Source organism: Lapidilactobacillus luobeiensis (genome assembly GCF_024345205.1).
Classification (GTDB): domain Bacteria; phylum Bacillota; class Bacilli; order Lactobacillales; family Lactobacillaceae; genus Lapidilactobacillus; species Lapidilactobacillus luobeiensis.
Genome location: NZ_BROC01000009.1, coordinates 1 through 17,955 on the forward strand (window position 1 = coordinate 1; position 17,955 = coordinate 17,955).

The 17,955-nt window shown below is 45.4% G+C and carries 14 protein-coding genes and 1 rRNA gene; 13 read left to right on the top strand and 2 right to left on the bottom strand.

Annotated features, from left to right (window positions below):
* From rrf to OCU21_RS04515, 13 genes are all read left to right on the top strand, one after another.
* A 5S ribosomal RNA gene (gene rrf / locus OCU21_RS11315) occupies nucleotides 1-76 on the top strand; the annotation flags it as partial.
* Nucleotides 77-759: 683 nt separating this feature from the next.
* The gene (locus OCU21_RS04460; protein ID WP_261806347.1) at nucleotides 760-1,503 is read left to right on the top strand and encodes a threonine/serine exporter family protein; all 744 of its coding nucleotides are present in this window, start codon (nucleotides 760-762) and stop codon (nucleotides 1,501-1,503) included.
* A 12-nt stretch (nucleotides 1,504-1,515) separates the two neighbouring features.
* The gene (locus OCU21_RS04465) at nucleotides 1,516-2,007 is read left to right on the top strand and encodes a threonine/serine exporter family protein (RefSeq protein WP_261806285.1); all 492 of its coding nucleotides are present in this window, start codon (nucleotides 1,516-1,518) and stop codon (nucleotides 2,005-2,007) included.
* Between the two features lie 603 nt (nucleotides 2,008-2,610).
* A complete protein-coding gene (locus OCU21_RS04470; RefSeq protein WP_261806286.1) occupies nucleotides 2,611-3,360 on the top strand; it encodes a MurR/RpiR family transcriptional regulator in 750 nt (249 codons plus the stop codon).
* A 224-nt stretch (nucleotides 3,361-3,584) separates the two neighbouring features.
* A complete protein-coding gene (locus OCU21_RS04475) occupies nucleotides 3,585-4,595 on the top strand; it encodes a LacI family DNA-binding transcriptional regulator (RefSeq protein ID WP_261806287.1) in 1,011 nt (336 codons plus the stop codon).
* A 64-nt stretch (nucleotides 4,596-4,659) separates the two neighbouring features.
* Nucleotides 4,660-5,610 (top strand): ABC transporter permease, encoded by a 951-nt coding sequence (locus tag OCU21_RS04480; protein ID WP_261806288.1) that lies wholly within the window; start codon nucleotides 4,660-4,662, stop codon nucleotides 5,608-5,610.
* Nucleotides 5,611-5,627: 17 nt separating this feature from the next.
* Nucleotides 5,628-6,527 (top strand): carbohydrate ABC transporter permease, encoded by a 900-nt coding sequence (locus tag OCU21_RS04485; RefSeq protein WP_261806289.1) that lies wholly within the window; start codon nucleotides 5,628-5,630, stop codon nucleotides 6,525-6,527.
* A gap of 23 nt (nucleotides 6,528-6,550) precedes the next feature.
* A complete protein-coding gene (locus OCU21_RS04490; protein WP_261806290.1) occupies nucleotides 6,551-8,176 on the top strand; it encodes a type 2 periplasmic-binding domain-containing protein in 1,626 nt (541 codons plus the stop codon).
* A gap of 253 nt (nucleotides 8,177-8,429) precedes the next feature.
* Nucleotides 8,430-9,074 (top strand): YesL family protein, encoded by a 645-nt coding sequence (locus OCU21_RS04495; RefSeq protein WP_261806291.1) that lies wholly within the window; start codon nucleotides 8,430-8,432, stop codon nucleotides 9,072-9,074.
* Nucleotides 9,070-10,005, top strand: a complete 936-nt coding sequence (locus OCU21_RS04500; protein WP_261806348.1) for an ROK family protein — start codon at nucleotides 9,070-9,072, stop codon at nucleotides 10,003-10,005. The genes OCU21_RS04495 and OCU21_RS04500 overlap by 5 nt, the downstream gene beginning before the upstream one ends.
* Before the next feature lie 7 nt (nucleotides 10,006-10,012).
* Nucleotides 10,013-11,581: a glycoside hydrolase family 5 protein gene (locus tag OCU21_RS04505; RefSeq protein WP_261806292.1), complete on the top strand. Its 1,569-nt coding sequence runs from the start codon at nucleotides 10,013-10,015 to the stop codon at nucleotides 11,579-11,581.
* A 56-nt stretch (nucleotides 11,582-11,637) separates the two neighbouring features.
* On the top strand, nucleotides 11,638-13,071 hold the full coding sequence (locus tag OCU21_RS04510) for a 6-phospho-beta-glucosidase (protein WP_261806293.1): 1,434 nt from the start codon (nucleotides 11,638-11,640) through the stop codon (nucleotides 13,069-13,071).
* Between the two features lie 228 nt (nucleotides 13,072-13,299).
* A complete protein-coding gene (locus OCU21_RS04515) occupies nucleotides 13,300-15,447 on the top strand; it encodes a glycoside hydrolase family 3 N-terminal domain-containing protein (RefSeq protein ID WP_261806294.1) in 2,148 nt (715 codons plus the stop codon).
* Between the two features lie 907 nt (nucleotides 15,448-16,354).
* Here the strand turns inward: OCU21_RS04515 and OCU21_RS04520 are convergent.
* Both OCU21_RS04520 and OCU21_RS04525 read right to left on the bottom strand, forming a co-directional pair.
* Entirely contained in the window at nucleotides 16,355-17,572 is a 1,218-nt protein-coding gene (locus tag OCU21_RS04520) for a tyrosine-type recombinase/integrase (RefSeq protein WP_001291561.1), read from the bottom strand.
* An 81-nt stretch (nucleotides 17,573-17,653) separates the two neighbouring features.
* Nucleotides 17,654-17,857: an excisionase gene (locus tag OCU21_RS04525; protein WP_000814511.1), complete on the bottom strand. Its 204-nt coding sequence runs from the start codon at nucleotides 17,855-17,857 to the stop codon at nucleotides 17,654-17,656.
* Nucleotides 17,858-17,955: the final 98 nt, after the last annotated feature.

The window sequence follows — 17,955 nt, forward strand, 5'->3', positions numbered from 1 at the left end:
GAACACAGAAGTTAAGCTTCTTAGCGCCGAAAGTAGTTGGTGGGAGACTGCCTGCGAGGATAGGGCGTTGCCACGCTAAATAAAACCGAGATTAATTTCTCGGTTTTTTTGTATATAAAAAGGAAAATTTGTGTACCAAAAAGAAAAGCAATCCGGATCAAAGAAGCAACCAATTTAAAATGAAATCAATAGTATTTATGAATCTAGGCACTGTTCATTTGATAAGTGCTTTGGGAGGCTGATTTTTGAAACGTGCGTCATGCAACTGACTTCTGTGCTTAACTACGCTAGACTTCCGGAGGCAAAGACCTGCCTCCAAAATCCTAGCTAGGTTAATGCTAGAAGTCAACGCATTGCGTACTACACTCTGATTTTTGAAATGTACTGCGTGCCCGAGCTTCCTGTGCTTGGCTACACAATTGTTCCAGAAGCAAAGTGCAGCTTCCAAAATAATTGCTAGGTCAATGCTCAGAAGCTAATCTAGGTCGTTCCGCACTCTGGCTTAAACGTGTTCCGCGCAACTGACTTTTCCGCTTAACTACGCTAGGCTTCCGGAGACGAGGACCAGCCTCCAAAAGCCTAGCTAGGTTAATGCTCAAAGTCAAACCGTTGCGCTCCGCACTTTTTGAATAAAGCGGTTGTAATCGTGGGGAACGCTGGGTATGATAAAATAAGTAGCGACTGAGAACTGGTCGTAATGAATGAAGGAAAGGTGGCCTTTCCGTGGAAAAAGCCCAATTGCCCATCTCTGCTTATAAAATGGATCTCTTGATCGACACGTGTTTGATGGCCGGTCGCGTGATGATCGAAAGTGGTTCTGAAATGTATCGCGTCGAAGATACGATCACACGGATTGCAACTAATGCCGGTGTCCCAAATAGTGTTGTTTATACGACTCCGACTGGCCTTTTCTTTGGCGTCAAGGGACAGCCGGTCTCTGAATTCCGCCAGATCAATCAACGCACGATCAATTTGGAAAAGGTCCAGCGGGTCAACACGATGTCGCGGAAGTTCGCTGATCATGAGGTCACCTTGTGGCAGCTGCATACGGCGCTGGAAGATATCGATCAAAATACGACCTTTTTCCCACTGTGGTTGCAGGTAGTGGGGGCGATGGTCGTCAGCGCGATGTTTATGGTCTTATTTTCCGGACAGTATGATTGGGTCGATTTCGCGATCTGTGGTGTGATCGGTGGCGGCGGTTATCTGATCAATTATTATCTTAGCCTTTGGACTAAAGTAAAATTCCTTGGCGAATTCTTGGCTGCTTTTGTGATCGGGGTCTTGGCTTATGGCGCCGTCCATTTTGGTCTGGGACAAAATATCAATAATATTTTGATCGGCGCGATGATGCCCTTAGTGCCAGGCGTCCCCTTGACTAATTCTTTAAGAGATCTTTTTGCTGGGCATTTGTTGACAGGTACGGTTCGCGCTGTCGAGGCCTTTCTCACGGCTTGCGCAATTGGGACGGGCATCGGGTTGATGTTCCGTTTCTTCATGTAGGGGGTGTGCCCAATGCCTTTATGGTTGATTTTCTTGATCCAAGCCGCTTTCAGTTACTTGGGGACAGCCGCCTTTGCGATTTGCGTCAACAATCCGCGTCGTGCCCTCAACGCTTGCGGATTATGTGGCATGATCGGTTGGTTAGCCTACTGGACCGTTTTTCAGCTGGGAGCTGGACGGATGATCGCCAATGTAACGGGTTCGCTAGTCTTGGGGATCATGAGTTTAGTGTTTGCTCGGCGGAAAAAAATGCCAGCGATCTTATTCAATATTCCCGGGATCGTTCCTTTGGTGCCTGGAGTGACTGCCTATCAAGCCGTCTATGAGATGGTTCTGGGCAGCGTTGATCAAGCAATCGTCTACACGTTCAGAGTGGCAATGGTCGCTGGCGCGATCGCGATCGGATTTATGCTGACGTCGCTATTTTCGGAGATCTGGTCGCGGCTACGTCACCGCCGGGCGCAACAACAGGCGCTGACCAAAACGCCGCCAAAGGATCAGTGATCGTCGCTTACGCCGAATTTTCTAAAAGGTTTGAGTCTGGTCCAGTAACTATTAAATTGGTATCACTGAACGAGTCCATGCTAGAATCCGATCCACTACGAACCAGCACAATGCATTGTTCACCATCAAGCTACCACAGCAGGTTATGGCGATTTGATTGTTAGAGCTAGCTGACTGCCGAGGTAAATGAGTTTCCCAAGGCGACTTGACACAGCCGGGAGACTACGGAAAGTCTGTCCATTATTTCGTGTTTGTGGTAAAATAAAGTCATGCGATGAGTCGAGCGCCCATTTTCTGGGCAAACGATCGTGGCGTGACTTCCATCTGCTTCGCATCAGGTGGCTCGCCGGATTGCGAGTGTCACGTTCAAAGGACGTTGTGGAGCGGACTTTGATTGGCAAATGATCGGTCAACGATCAGCAGTCACCACATGAGATGATTCTCTTTTTAGAGGGTCATCTTTTTTTATATAAAAAATAAGGATAATGGCTAGAATAGAAAACCGGTTCAACTCACCCAAATATTTTTGAGAGCGTTTTCGATAAAGTACGCTTATTGGCGACGAGCATGATAGAATATAAGTAAGTGAATGGGAGTGATGGAATGTTTCATAATGTTGATCTGAAAAGTCTGAGCGAATTGGAATTGGCGGTCTACAACTACATCATCAGTCATCCAAAGAGTATCCAAACGCTAACCATCCGCGAATTGGCGCAGAAGGCGGCAGTCTCGACAGGGACGATCAGTCGGTTTTGTCAGAAGCTGAATTTAAACGGTTTTTCGGAGCTAAAGTACGTGGTGCGCGATGAACTGAGTGATGAACAACATGTTTATCCTAGTTATGACATCAATACCCCTTTGACCGATTTCTTCACTAAGGTCTCGCGGGATGAATTTGAGATCAAATTAAATGAGTGGGTCGCCTTGATCTTGGCGGCCAAGACAACTGTTTTTATGGGCATTGGCAGCAGTGGCGCTTTGGCTAATTATGGCGCGCGCTTTCTGACAAATGCTGGTGGTTTAGCATTTGCTCTAACAGACCCGTTTCAACAAGGTTTTCGGCGGCAATATGACTTAAGCGATGTTGCGGTAGTTTGTCTCTCTGTTTCTGGTGAAACTGAGCAGGTCTTGAAACAGGTCACCAATCTCAAGGCACATGGTGCGAAGATCATCGCGGTCACCAATCATGGACATTCTCCGTTGGCTTCATTGGCCGATTTGGTGATCTCCTATTACATGCCGGATCAAAATACAGGGGATCATGTTAATTTGACTACTCAAGTACCGGTGGTCTATCTCCTGGAAACATTGACCAAACGCTTTGTACAGGCGACTCGTAGCGATGAAGCGTAACAGATTACAGAAGCGAAACATGTTTTTTTTGCCAAACATGTTCCAAAATTTGAAAATCGCTTTTCTTTTCCAAAATTCAGGTTTATAATACAAACTTGTAAGCGCTTATAAAAACGATTTTATTTAATCCGATCGGAGTTGAACCTTCAACTAGTACGTTAGTAGATTCAGAATGATTTTTTATCGTTGTTCTTATGTAATGAGATACTAGTCTGATAATAGATATGGCTAAAATAACTATCAAAGACGTTGCTAGAGAAGCGGGGGTCTCCATTTCAACTGTCTCCAATACTCTAAATAACGTTGATGTCGTTAGAGAAAAAACGCGTGCGAAAGTGATCGCGGCTGCAAAAAAATTGGATTACACGCCTAACTTGTTGGGAAAACGCTTGAAAAAGGGTTCTAGCAAGACGATTGGTTTGTTCACGAATAGTGTAAAAGGACCTTACTTTGCCCTATTGATCGATACTTTAGCGGATTATAGCGAGAAACTGGGCTATAATACAAACGTTTTTATTTCGGGCGATCATGACCAAGTGATCAACAATATTCGCGGTAATATCGTTGACGGCGCGCTGATCTTCAATGGTACTGTGCTTCAGGAAGACTTGGCGGTACTGGATAGCGAGAGCATTCCTTCGGTCTTTTTAGACCGGCGGATCGCAGGGAAATATCTAACGAGTGTGACGTTTGATTCACGTCAGGCAGGTTATCGGGTCGCTGATTATCTCTATCAGATCGGTCATCGTGATTTTGCCTATATCTATGGTTTTGCTGGTGTTTATGATAGTGAGCAGCGGTTGTACGGGATCCAAGAAGCTTTGGCGCAACATCACATCAGGATCGCAGCGGCGGATCTGATCGAAGGTAAGTTTGAAGAAGACGCGTCTTTTCAAGCGGTGAGCGAGTATATCGCCACGCATTTACGTCAGCAACAAGCATTACCAACTGCGTTTATCGCCGGTAATGATAATAGTGCGATCGGCGCGATCAAAGCTTTCAAGCAGTTTGGTATCAAAGTACCTGCTGATGTCAGTGTTACCGGGTTTGACGACATCTATGTGTCTCAATATTTCGATCCACCATTAACAACGATCAATAATCCAGTGGAAGAACAAGCTTTTCGTTCTTTGAAGACACTGAACCAACTGATGCTTGGTGAGAATGTGAGTATTCCCAGTGCGGAACTCAGCGGTCGCTTAGTGATCCGCGAATCGACGAAACAACTAGATTGATCAAGGCTCTTTATTTTTTAAAAAAATAAAAACGTTTTTATTTTTGCTTTGGAGGAGGAATAAAATGCTTGAGGAACAGATACAGCATGAGCGGCGGCCAAATAAGTTCGTTAATTGGTGTCGCGAGTGGATTCATCAGTGGCAGCTACAAAGCATGGTGATTCCCGGTATCATTTTTATGGTCATCTTTAATTTCATTCCGATTTATGGATTGACCTTGGCCTTTAAGAGTTATTCAGTGACGAGTACGATGGCCGACGCGCCATGGGTCCAATTTCAAAATTTTAAGACGATCATTTCAGATAAGTATTTTTGGCAGTCGGTCCAAAATACGGTCGGCATCAGTGCCATCAAATTGATCATTGAATTCTTCTTACCGATCATTCTGGCGATCCTGATTTTTGAATTAAAATGGACACCTTTTAAAAAGGTCGTTCAAACCATTACTTATTTGCCCCACTTCCTTTCCTGGATCATCTTGGGTGGGATGTTGATTACTTGGTTATCTTCCAATGGGATGATGAATCAAGTCTTGAACGCGTTAGGCATTTCGGTGCACACCAATTACATGTTAGACGGTAATAAATATTGGTGGATCGCGTCACTGTCTGATGTTTGGAAGGAAGCCGGCTGGGGCACGATCTTATACCTAGCGACAATGTCAAAAATCGATCCGACCTATTATGAGGCCGCAGAGATGGATGGCGCTTCGAAATTGCGCCAGATCTGGAGTATCACGATCCCTGAAATGACCAATATCATCTCATTGAATCTGATCTTGTCAGTTTCCGGTCTGTTCAATTCAAACTTGGATCAAACTTTGGTTTTAATGAACTCACAAAACCAACCGAAAGCTGAAGTCATCAATTCATACGTTTATCGAGTCGGTTTGACGCAAGGCGATTTCTCTTACGCCACTGCCGTTGGTTTGGGCGTTTCGATCATTTCTGTTATTTTATTGATCGTGACTAACCAGATCACCAAGAAACTCAATGATAATCAATCCGTATTATAGCGAGAGGAGGCCATTTCATGGATGTAAAAGTAGCAAAACCTGTTAGTCGTAAAGTTAAGAAAACCAAAGGCGACCGAGTTTTTGATGTCATCAATGTGGTCATCATGACGCTGTTCTCGCTGATCATCATTTTGCCGATGTGGAACATCGTGATTTCCTCGTTCGCGGCAAAAAATTCCGGCAATTTTATTTTCTGGCCTAATAAATTATCGATGGCCAATTATATTCGCGTTTTTAGTGATAATAGTTTGTGGAACGCCATGTTTATCTCGGTGGCTAAAACTTTAGTCGGGGTGCTCTTGCACTTGATGCTTTGCTCGATCGTGGCCTATGCCTTAAGTAAACGCAATTTGCGTGGCCGGGGTTTGTACGCGTCAATGGGGATCATTACGATGTTCTTCTCCGGTGGGATGATCCCGACCTACTTACTGATCAAATCTTTAGGTTTACTCAATACGTTTTGGGTCTACATTATTCCGTCAATGTTCAGCTATTACGATATCGTGATTTTAATGAATTTCTTCCGTGATATCCCTGATTCGTTGGAAGAGTCCGCTAAGATCGACGGGGCGAATGATTGGTTAGTCTTCTTCAAGATCATTTTGCCATTATCGAAGCCGGCCATGGCGACGATCGGATTGTTCCACGGTGTTTGGCAATGGAATGATTTCATGACCGCCAAATTATATGTGACCAATGAGGCGCTTTATCCATTACAAATGCGATTGTACGATATCATCGTGCAATCACAAGCGGCGGCAACTGCTGGGTTGAATGCCCAAGTTACGATTGCAACGACATCGAAGGGGGTGCAGCTAGCGACGATCGTCGTGACGATGTTACCGATTTTGGTTCTTTATCCATTTTTACAGAAGTATTTTGTTACGGGTACAATGCTTGGAGCTGTTAAAGAATAATAAGGAGTAAGGAGATCTTCATTATGAAAAAACGGGCTTGGAAAATTTTAGCAACATCTTTATTAGCAGTATCAACAGCAGTGGTGCTAGGGGCTTGCGGTTCTGGAAGCAAGAAGAGTTCGTCAGGTAGCAACGATAACTTGCCTGATTCCCCCTATAAAGTCAGCAAAGAGACGCCAGCGTGGAAGAGTGATGACCGCAAAAACAACACTTTGACTTGGTATGTCAACGCTGATTGGTGGAACAAGGAATATGGTAAGGACTATATCACCAAGACGATCAAGAAAGACCTTAACTTGAATATCAAGTTTATTACCGGTGATGATACGAAGTTGAACACTTATTTCGCCAGTGGTGATATGCCTGACATCGTGACGATCGGCGATCCGAACTCAAAAGTTGCCCGGACAGCTAAGCAATGGGCTTATCCGTTACAAGATCTGGCGACTAAATATGACCCATATTTCTATAAAGTTGCTCGGAAGGATACTTTGAACTGGTATAAACTTGATGGCAAGTCTTATGGCTATCCAAACTACTCCAACACGGCAGCGGATTACAAGAGTGGCAATATTTTACCACGGGACGCGTTTATCATTCGTAAAGACGTGTTAGACGCTATCGGTGATCAGGACTTTACGACACCAGAAGGTTTTATCAAAGGGATGCAAGCAATCAAAACTAAATTCCCTAAATTAACGCCATTTGGCTTTAATGATTTCAGTGGTGGCAATAGTTCTTTGGAAAACGTCGTCCAAGATATGTTAGGCGTGCCGATCACTACCAAGGCCAACAAGTATTATGACCGTGACCTTGACTCTGATTACTTGACTTGGTTGAATGCTTTCCGTGAAGTCCACAGCGATGGTAATATCAGCGATGATAGCTTCACTGATGACTCAGACGCCTTTAACGAGAAGGTCTCCAATGGTCAATACGCAACGATCATGATGGGCTCTGATGTTAACCATGGTACCAACTTACAAGATTTTGCTTCCAAGAATCCTAATAGCAAATATGTCGCGATCAATGGGATCCAAAGCACTAAAGGCAATGAACCAACCTTGTCACAAGCAGGGATCTCTGGCTGGTTGATCAGCTATATCTCTAATAAAACCAAGAATCCAGCTAAAGCGATCCAATTGTTCGAATATTTGTTGAGCGACAAAGGTCAAATGTTAGTTAGCTTCGGTGAAAAAGGCAAGATGTATACTCAGGCTAGCAATGGTCAAGTTACTTGGACGAAATTTGCGAACAATGTTCAATTGAACGAGCCAACTAAATGGCAAAAAGATTATCGGATCGGTGAATTCATTCTCTTTGGTCATGACCGTTACAAGGCTTTGAATAAGAGTTCTTATGTTGAAGCAGTTTGGCAAATGCAGGATTGGGGCAAGAAGTATCTCAAGCCACAATTCAAGATCGAAAACATCGCGCCAGATCCAAGTACGCAAGAATCACGGGCGTTGAGCGCAGTTCAAACAAACTGGAGCACCACGATGGTCAGTTTGATCCGGTCTAAGGACAAAGCCGAATTTGACGCGAATGTTGCGAAATACAAGAAATTCCAAAAAGATAATAATATCTCAGGCATCAACAAGATCCGTAATGAGAAGATCCAAGAAAATATCAAGAAGTTGAATGAGTAAAATCAACGTGACGTGGCGCCGATAGTATGACGTTCGGTGGCTACGTGGCTGATCAGACGCTGAGCACGTGAGCGCTGAATGTTCATGGTAATGGTGCAGGACTGGGACAGATCACGATTTTGGTCCCAGTCCTGTTTTCGTTAAAGTCATCTTGGTCGAGAGCCAACGAGCTGGTTGATAGATCGCCAGCTTAGCGGTTTCTGTTGCCGCGATCAGCACGAGGATCATCAGAAAATGGAGTGGATGAAAGATTATGAAAAAATTTATGGCTTTTGATACGCCGCTGTTTCGCCTTATGACACGGGTCTATCAAATCTTAATGATCGATCTGCTATTCTTGGTATTCTCGATCCCCGTGGTCACGATCGGCGCGGCTTATACTGCGGCTTATCAAGCGTTCTTCCGCATCAAAGCTAAGGAAGACAGTTATTTGATCCAGAACTACTGGCATGATTTCAAAAGTAATTTCAAACAGGCGACAGAACTGTGGCTGGCGATCTTGGTGATTTTATTCGGCTTGTACTTGGTCGCGCAACGATTCGCGCATCAGCAGAATATGATCGTTTTACTGCTGATCGCGGTGGTCACAACATTTATCGCGTTGACCAGCGTCTTCGCCTTTCCACTATTGGGCCACTATCAGAATAAATTAAAAGTACATCTGCAAAATGCGGTATACATGAGCCTACATGAAGTCGGCGCGGGGATCTTGATTTTTATGTTGAATCTGGTTTTGATCCTTGTTTTACCGTTGTACGTGCCTAAATTGTTATTTCTTTGGCTCTTTATGGGGTCTGGTTTCGCTATCTTTATGGGGAGTCAGGTATTGCTACGGGTCTTTGCGAAGTATCAGCCCGATGATCCGCAAAATGATGTAAAAGGGGGTAATTCAAATTAAAACCTATATTAGTTTTGACATTGGCGGCACGACCATTAAATATGGGGTGGTCGATGAGCAGGGCGTGATCTTAGAAAAGTCAGCACTGCCCACGGCAACGACCGCGCCAGCTATTCTGAATGATCTGCACCAAGTCATCGAATCATATACTGAGAAATATCAGCCTGAGGGCATCGGGGTCTCGATCCCAGGGATCGTTCAAAAAAACGGCTTCCTCACGACGGCTGGCGCGATCCGCAGTCTTTACGGCTTTGACCTTAAAGCGGCGTTGATGAAATTGACCAAGCTACCGATCCATATCGACAACGATGCAAATACGGCGGCGATCGCGGAACAATGGATCGGGAGTGCGCGCGGCTGTGAGAATTACCTATGTTTGGTTTTAGGTACTGGTTTTGGTGGCGGGATCGTGATCAATGATCAGATCTATCGCGGGGCTCATGGCATGGCCGGTGAATTTGGCTGGATGGTCACTAAAGAGATCGACCTGACTCAAGATCTGGAAGCGAAGAGCTTGAATCAAAGCAGCGCGATCGTCGGCGGTCTGTGCCGTCAATATACGTTAGCGCGGCAACAGATCGAGCCGGATTATCCGGGGACGCAAGACGCGCGGGAGATCCTGACCGCGGCGAAACAAGGCGAGAAATTGGCGCGGGTTACTTTGGACAACTTTTATTATGATCTGGGCATCGGGATCATTGATCTGATGGCTTGCTTTGATCCAGAAGTTGTCTTGGTCGGCGGTGGGATCAGTGTCAACCAAGAATTTGTGACCGAACTAGTGGCCACGGTCAATGATTTAAAAATGCGGCATCAAAGTCTAAATCGAATCCATGATTTGATCGATATCCCCGTTAAACCGGCTAAGTTGGTCAACGATGCTGGTTTGGTCGGCGCAGCTTATCAAATCATGAAAGAAATCGCGAGGTGATCAAGCCATGATCGAACATTTTTTAAGAACGAATGGTCAAGATATTGAAACGGACCAAGGCCAGAAGATCCTGCTTAAAGGGTGGGGCATCGGGAATTGGTTATTGACAGAAGGTTACATGTGGGATGTGCGCGGTCAGCGTTTTGATCGACCGCGGCGGATCAGTCAAGTGATCAGTGAGTTGATCGAACCTGACGCGAGTGCGACGTTTTGGCGTCAATATCGGGAGATCTATTTCACGGAAGCGGATGTAAAGTATATCCACGACCAGGGCTACAACTCGATCCGAATCCCGTTCAACGCCAGCTTGTTTTTGGACGATCAGGGCGAGTTTGCGCCGCAACAGTTGGCGTTATTGGACCAAGTGATCGCGTGGGCCAAACGGTATGATCTCTATGTTTGGTTAGATATGCATGGCGCGCCTGGTGGTCAAACCGGCGCGAACATCGACGATTCTGTCGCCGATGTGCCCAACTTGTTCATCGTTCCGGAATATTGGCGCCAAGGTCTACTGATCTGGCAAAAATTAGCCGAACATTATCATGATGAACCGGCGGTCGCAGGCTATGATTTGCTCAATGAGCCGATCAGACCAGGCACGAGTCAATTACAGGATTTTGATTATTTGTTACCAAAACTGGCGCAATTTTATGAAGAAGCGATCGAGGTGATCCGCGCGACTGGTTCACAACAACTGGTTTCTTTGGAAGGGTATCATTGGGCTAGTGACCCTAGTGTTTTTGTTAAAAAATTCGATGATCAAATGGTCATTCATTTCCATCGTTATGGTGTCTTTCCTGATCAAGCGACCTTAGCCGACTTTTTACAGATCAGAGCGCAATATAATGTGCCGCTGTGGTTAGGTGAGACCGGGGAGAATACCCCATTGTGGTTTGCTGGCATGGCCAAACTTTGCCAAGAGAACAATATCAGTTATCATTTCTGGCCTTACAAGAAAATGGGCAAGTACAACAGTTGCGTGACTATTGAAAAGCCTGCCGGTTGGGACAGCATCCAGCATTATGTCGATACTGGTGAGCGGCCTGATCAGGCGACCTGCCAACGTTTGTTCGCTGAATTTTTAGAAAACGCCGCTTGGACGAATTGTACGAAAAACCAAGCGATCGATCGGCAATTGTTATTACAGCCACCTTATCGCTTAGCGGCGACGAGTTTTGATGATGGCCCAGCTGGAGCGCAAGGCTTGACTGCTCGGAATAATTATCTTGGTATTCGTCAGGGGACCAATATCGATATTCAAAAAGCAACGGCTGGGTTCAAAAAGGCTTTTACTTTCGATATCGGCTACGATGACGATCAAGTGCACCTTCACGAGCAGGAATGGGTGGCTTTCACATTCAACGCGACTGAGTCTGGTCAGCTACTGAAGCTACAAGGGGATCCATTGGCGTCTGGAACTTTGACAGTTACGGAAAACGATCAATATCCCCGTTCGGTCACGTTCCAGCGTGGGATCGCCACGATCGAGCTCCACGCGTTTGCAAAAAATACGGTCCGTTTACAAGCAACAACGAGTCCGATCATGTTAAAAGAATTGGTTTTGACCTCTGAATAGTAAAAAAGTGGTAAGATTAAGTAATATTTAGTAAAAAATAGAAAGAGGTTTGACCAATGGCAGGATTACGTAAAGATTTTCTTTGGGGTGGCGCGGTGGCCGCCCATCAATTAGAAGGAGGCTGGCAAGCTGGCGGCAAAGGCGTCAGCGTGGCTGACGTCATGACCGCAGGCGCCAATGGGATCCCGCGGCGGATCACGGATGGCGTGCTCCCTGGGGAAAACTATCCCAACCATGAAGCCATTGATTTCTATCATCATTACAAAGAAGACGTTAAATTGTTCGCGGAAATGGGTTTCAAATGTTTCCGGACCTCGATCGCTTGGACACGGATCTTTCCTAATGGTGATGAGGCTGAACCTAATGAAGCCGGTCTGAAATTTTATGATGACCTTTTTGCGGAATGCCATAAATATGGCATCGAACCCGTGATCACCTTGTCCCATTTTGAGATTCCTTACCACTTGGTCAAGGAGTATGGTGGTTGGCGTAATCGGAAAATGATCGACTTTTTCGTGAAATTCGCCACGGTCTGTTTCAAGCGCTACAAGGGTCAAGTCAAATACTGGATGACTTTCAACGAGATCAATAATCAAACCAATTATGAAAGTGATTTTGCGTTGATGACCAACTCTGGCTTGGCAATGGACCCGCAAAAAGATATGGAACGGGAAATGTATCAAGCGAGTCATTACGAATTGGTCGCTAGCGCCTTGGCTGTTCAAAAAGGCCACGAGATCGATCCACATAATCAGATCGGTTGTATGATCGCCATGGTGCCGATCTATCCGTTGACCGCAAAACCGCATGATATCATGACCGCGGAAAAGGCGATGCAGGCTCGGTATTGGTTTGCGGACGTCCATTGTAACGGGCGCTATCCTAATTGGTTACCAGTTTATTTCGACAAACAGGCTTATCGATTGGACATCACCACGGAAGATCTGGTTACCTTGCAACAAGGGACTGTTGACTATATTGGTTTCAGCTATTACATGTCTAACTGTATCGCCGATCAAGGCAACGGCCCAGAATATCATTATAACGAAGCTCATGATCGCACCGATAATCCTTATTTGGAAGTTTCTGAATGGGGCTGGCCGATCGATCCCGAGGGTCTACGTTATGGGATGAACTGGTTCAATGACCGTTATCATTTGCCACAATTCATTGTCGAGAATGGCTTCGGCGCGGTCGATCAGATCGCTGCTGATGGCCAGATCCATGATGACTATCGCATCAATTATTTGCGCCGCCACATCGAACAGATGGAATTGGCCGTGACCATTGACGGCATCGACCTAATGGGCTATACCCCTTGGGGCTGCATCGACTTGGTTTCCGCAGGCACCGGCCAGATGGATAAACGCTATGGTTTCATCTATGTGGATAAAAATGACGCTGGCACAGGCACACTGACTCGTTCCCGCAAGGATTCGTTCGCGTGGTATCAGCAAGTGATCGCCAGTAATGGCGCTGATCTAGGTTAACGCAGGGATCACGAACGATTTAGCAAAAGTAGTTTAGTGTTCGTGAGTTGAGTTAGCTTGGCTTCAGGAAAGACTAAAATCAAGCATCATCAAGGGTGGGATCAGACGCGTGCTGACCACCCTTTACTTTGGTCTAAATCTTGGCGACGCAGTATTTTGGTTTGGGCGTTCGCTAAGTTTAGAACTGAGAAAAGTAAATGATCATTAAAAAAGAGAGTAGGGTAGAAAATGGAACAAACTGCAATCAAACAGTTGCTCGAACAAATGTCAGTCCAAGAAAAAGTAGCGCAATTGAGTCAACTGACGCCGCAATTTCTGGGCCGTGAGCAAGGCGTGATCACCGGACCTTTAGCTGATTTTCCCGATGGAGAAACTTATCTGAATGGGCTGGGTTCTGTTTTAGGGACCACTGATCGTGAGGAAGTCATCGCGATCCAAAAAGAACATTTAGCTCATGATCGCTTGAAGATCCCACTGATTTTTATGCAAGATGTGATCCATGGTTATCGCACGATTTTTCCGATCCCCTTGGGTTTAGGAAGCACGTTTGATCCTGAGTTGGTCGAAATACTGGCCCATGCCGCTGGCGCTGAGGCGGCGCAAGCAGGGATCAATGTGACTTTTTCACCGATGGCTGATCTGGTCCGTGACGCACGTTGGGGGCGGGTCATGGAGAGTACTGGTGAGGATTCTTATTTGAACAGTGTTTTGGCCGCAGCGATGGTTCGTGGGTATCAAGGGGCGCCCGCTGATCTGGCGACTGATTTCAGTAGGATCGCCGCTTGTGTCAAACACTTCGTCGGCTATGGCGCCGCGGAAGCGGGACGAGATTATGATACCGTCGATCTTTCACGCTTAGCCTTGGCCCAAGACTATTTACCTGCCTTTGCGGCGGCGATCGACGCCGGCGCGAAATTGGTGATGCCAGCTTTTACCTTGTTCGAGGGTGTGCCAGCGGCCGCGAATCATTTCTTGATCCAGCAGGTTTTGCGGGAACAATTGCATTTTGATGGGACGGTCATTTCTGATTGGGGCGCGCTCCGCGAATTGGTGAGTCATGGTGTGGCCGCCGATCTGACCAAAGCCAGTGAGAAGGCGTTCAACGCCGGCGTGGATATGGATATGATGTCGGGGGCTTATTTGACTGGACTGACGACCTTGATCAAAAACGGCCAGATCGCGGAATCTTTAGTTGATCAAGCTGTCCTGCGGATCCTGACGCTGAAGAATGATCTCGGCTTGTTTGAACATCCTTATCGCCAAGTCGCGACCGCCTTGGTAGCGCCAGAGAGCGCGCCGACGCAAGCAACTCGTGCATTAGCTTATCAAGCCGCTGTCGCCAGTACGGTTTTATTGAAAAATGAACAGATCTTGCCGTTGTCAGAGAAATGTCGCTTAGCCGTGACGGGTCCTTTCGCCGATACTGGCGCTTTATTAGGTAGTTGGCATTGTCAAGGTCGCTACGAAGATACCGTCACTGTGCTGACAGGTTTACAGCAACAGTTCGAGCAGGTAACGGTTTTGCCAGCGCCAGTTTCTGCGGATCCGGCTGATTATAACGAGGTCGACGCGATCTTGGTCACATTAGGTGAACGGGAGAACGCAACGGGTGAGGCCTCGAGCCAAGCCGATCTATCCTTACCACCAGACCAGATTGCTTTGGTCAAAGCCTTGAAGCAAACGGGCAAGCCGATCATCGCGGTCATCTTCTCAGGGCGGCCCCTAGTTTTAACCGCGATCTTGCCTGAGGTCACCGCTTTGTTTTACGCATGGTACCCTGGTACTGAAGGGGGCACGGCTTTGGCGGCGTTATTACGAGGCCAGGCGCTGCCTCAAGGACGCTTGGCGATGACATTGCCGCGAGCGACAGGTCAAACGCCGCTTTATTACAACAAATTGCGCGTGGGTCGGCCGGCGAATCAAGCCAATACGATCAAATATAGCAGCCGTTTTATGGACGTGGCTAATGGCGGTCTGTTTGATTTCGGTTTCGGCCTCGGTTACAGCCCGGTCAGTTATACCGCGCCGCACTTCACGCAGGCGCAGGCTACAATGACTATGCCGGCGCAAATCACGACTACCGTCACGAATACTGGCGACTATCCAACAATCGAAACGGTCCAGTGTTACCTCAGCCTAACAAATACAGAAGTCGTCCGGCCGCAACGGCAATTATGCCATTGGCAAAAAGTCACACTGGCACCTGGCGCCAGTACAACCGTTAAATTTGACTTGACCGCGGCGGATCTGGCTTATGTCCACAGCGATTTACAGCGGCGCACTGATGAGGGACCGTTCCAAGTTTATGTCGGCCCCAACTCGCAAACTGAACTCAGCGCCCAAGGGACATTTAACGCCAGCACCAGCCCAAAATAGTGAACTGAGTTTTTTTACAACCGTTACTCAAAGCCAAAATTCATTCTTGAGTGTTAAGTGATCGATCTCAAAACAAAACAAGATCCCCCGCGCAAGTCAATCTGCGCGGGGGATCTTGTTTAAGGGGAGGAGTCCGCGTCGCCAGCCAGGCAATGCGGAAAAATGAAGAAATTTGGGTGGGCTTGGTGGGCAAACCAAGCCCACCTGTGGTGATCACTAGCGGGCAACTAGGAGCACCTAGGTTTAGGGTTTTATTTAGGATTGGCGCAAGGGTTTCTAGAACATCTTGGCGATGCTTAGAAACTGTGGTTGATTCATGGGCATCATCTCTTTCGTTTTGCTATGTTCTTAGAATAGCGGATAATCGTGAAGCGTTCGTGATTGGTTTGGGTCAGTTTTCCGATAAAATGATGAACAAATTGTGATGGTTTTTTCTTGACTACGGAAAAAGCTATTAAGGTCCAATGAAGGCACTTTTCCCTGGCTGCTTTTTTGTCGGATTTGGACCGCACCAATTTGAGAAAACGGTTGCTTTTTTGGCTAGAAAGCGCTTTAATTAGAATTGGATCACTATCTTTAGGAGGTCAAATTTGATGGTATGGGCACGGGATGTGAATACTTAACGGTGATCAGCAATCAACTGATGCTTTTCGTGAGGCGATCAGAGACGATCGAAGAAATAGGTAGCAACTAAATCAGCAAAATTCCTGAAAGTTGCCCTGTTTTTATCAGTAAACAAAGTATAAATTTCTAATTATCTTTTTATATTTTCTTAAATGCTCGTAAAGCCTTATTCTATGTGCTTTCGAGTATTTTTACTGTAGGAAGATACTTCACGTTTCTTTGCATATTTCCTCATGTCTTAGCTGTCAGAAGTGGTAAATAAGTAGTAAATTCATTTGTACTACTAAGCAACAAGACGCTCCTGTTGCTTCTCTTTATTCAAGCGTTTCATTTCTGCCATTGCAGAATCGAATGTTGCATGTGCGTAATAGTTCAGCGTCATGGCTATATTAGCATGTCCCATAATGTACTGTAATGCCTTTGGATTCATTCCTGCATTTGCATAGTTGGTACAGAATGTATGTCGCAAACTATGTGGAGTGATGTGTGGCAATTTATCCTCGTTATACTTATTGTATTTCTTAACAAGACCTTTCATCATGCCGTTGTAATCACTTGCCACTTTTGGATAGTTCTTTCTATTAAGAAAGAGGAAATCACTATATCCATCAATCTCAACACGCTTATCATTCTTTCGATTCGCTAACACTCGCTTAAATGCTTGATAGGCTTCTTCAACCATAGGAACTTGACGTTCGCCACTTTTGGTCTTTGGTGTTTCAATGTAGTACCCAATTTCAGTATCTCTCAATAGCTGATGGTCTATATTGACAAGACGATTCTCAAAATCTAAATCTGGAAGTGTCAAACCACCAAACTCTGAAATACGAAGACCTGTTTTTAAGAGTATCAGAATTTCATCATAATTTTTGCTGTAGGTTTTATCAGCTTTTGCAAAGGCTAACAGTTTTTCTTCCTGTTCTTCTGTTAGTACGGTCTTAGGGACAGTATCATCATCAAGAACTGCTTTCAGTTGAAAGTCAAATGGATTCTTCCGAACACAATCATCTTGTATAGCAATATAGAATGAAGCCTTTAAAGAACGTTTGTAGTTATTGATGGTTTGATAAGCATAACCATTTTCACTCATTCTAATAGCCCATTCTTTAGCGTCTGATGGCTTAATACTGTCAATACTTCTTACACCTAACTTGTCTTTCTTCAAAATATCCATAAGATATTTGCGTCCAGTTTCAGTGTTTTTTCTAACCTTTGGTCTTTGAGCGTTCTGTTTTGCGTAAAGCTGGCAGAGTGTCATTTTCTTTCCTACAACATCAATACCATCATGAATGTCTTTCTGTAACTCTGCGATTTTCTCTCTAAGTGAGATACAATCACGCTTTCCTGCTGGTACTCGGTCTGTAGCCACAAGTTTCCACGAGTAAACAAATTGCGGTTCTCCAAATGAATCTATATATTTGTATAAGTATCTTCCGTCTTTTCGTTGGCTCTCTCCAGTCTTTAAGATTCGACCTTTATTGTCACGTCTTTTTTCTGACATGGCATTTGCTCCTTTCCTTTATGGAAAGAGCCTTGATACGACTTAATACTATTTTATCATATACAAGACCCTTTGGCGACGCTAGATTGCGTCCAATGTATCTATAATTTTTTCAAATTGTTTTCGTTTAATCTGAATACGATTGCCATTCATAATCAGCCAATTTGCATTTTTATTTTCCTCTGCCAAGCGTCGTAGCTTGTTTTCGCCAATACGAAAATATTTTGACGCTTCTTCAATGGTTAGGGTATAACGTTCCCAAATAGGAATGTCAGTCTGCTTCATAAAATCCTCCTTTCCAAATCACTTATTTGGATTTCATAAAAGTTGTTTTACCAGCAATCGAACAGCTTTAGCAAAGCTCACGGGAGTTCCACCCCTGC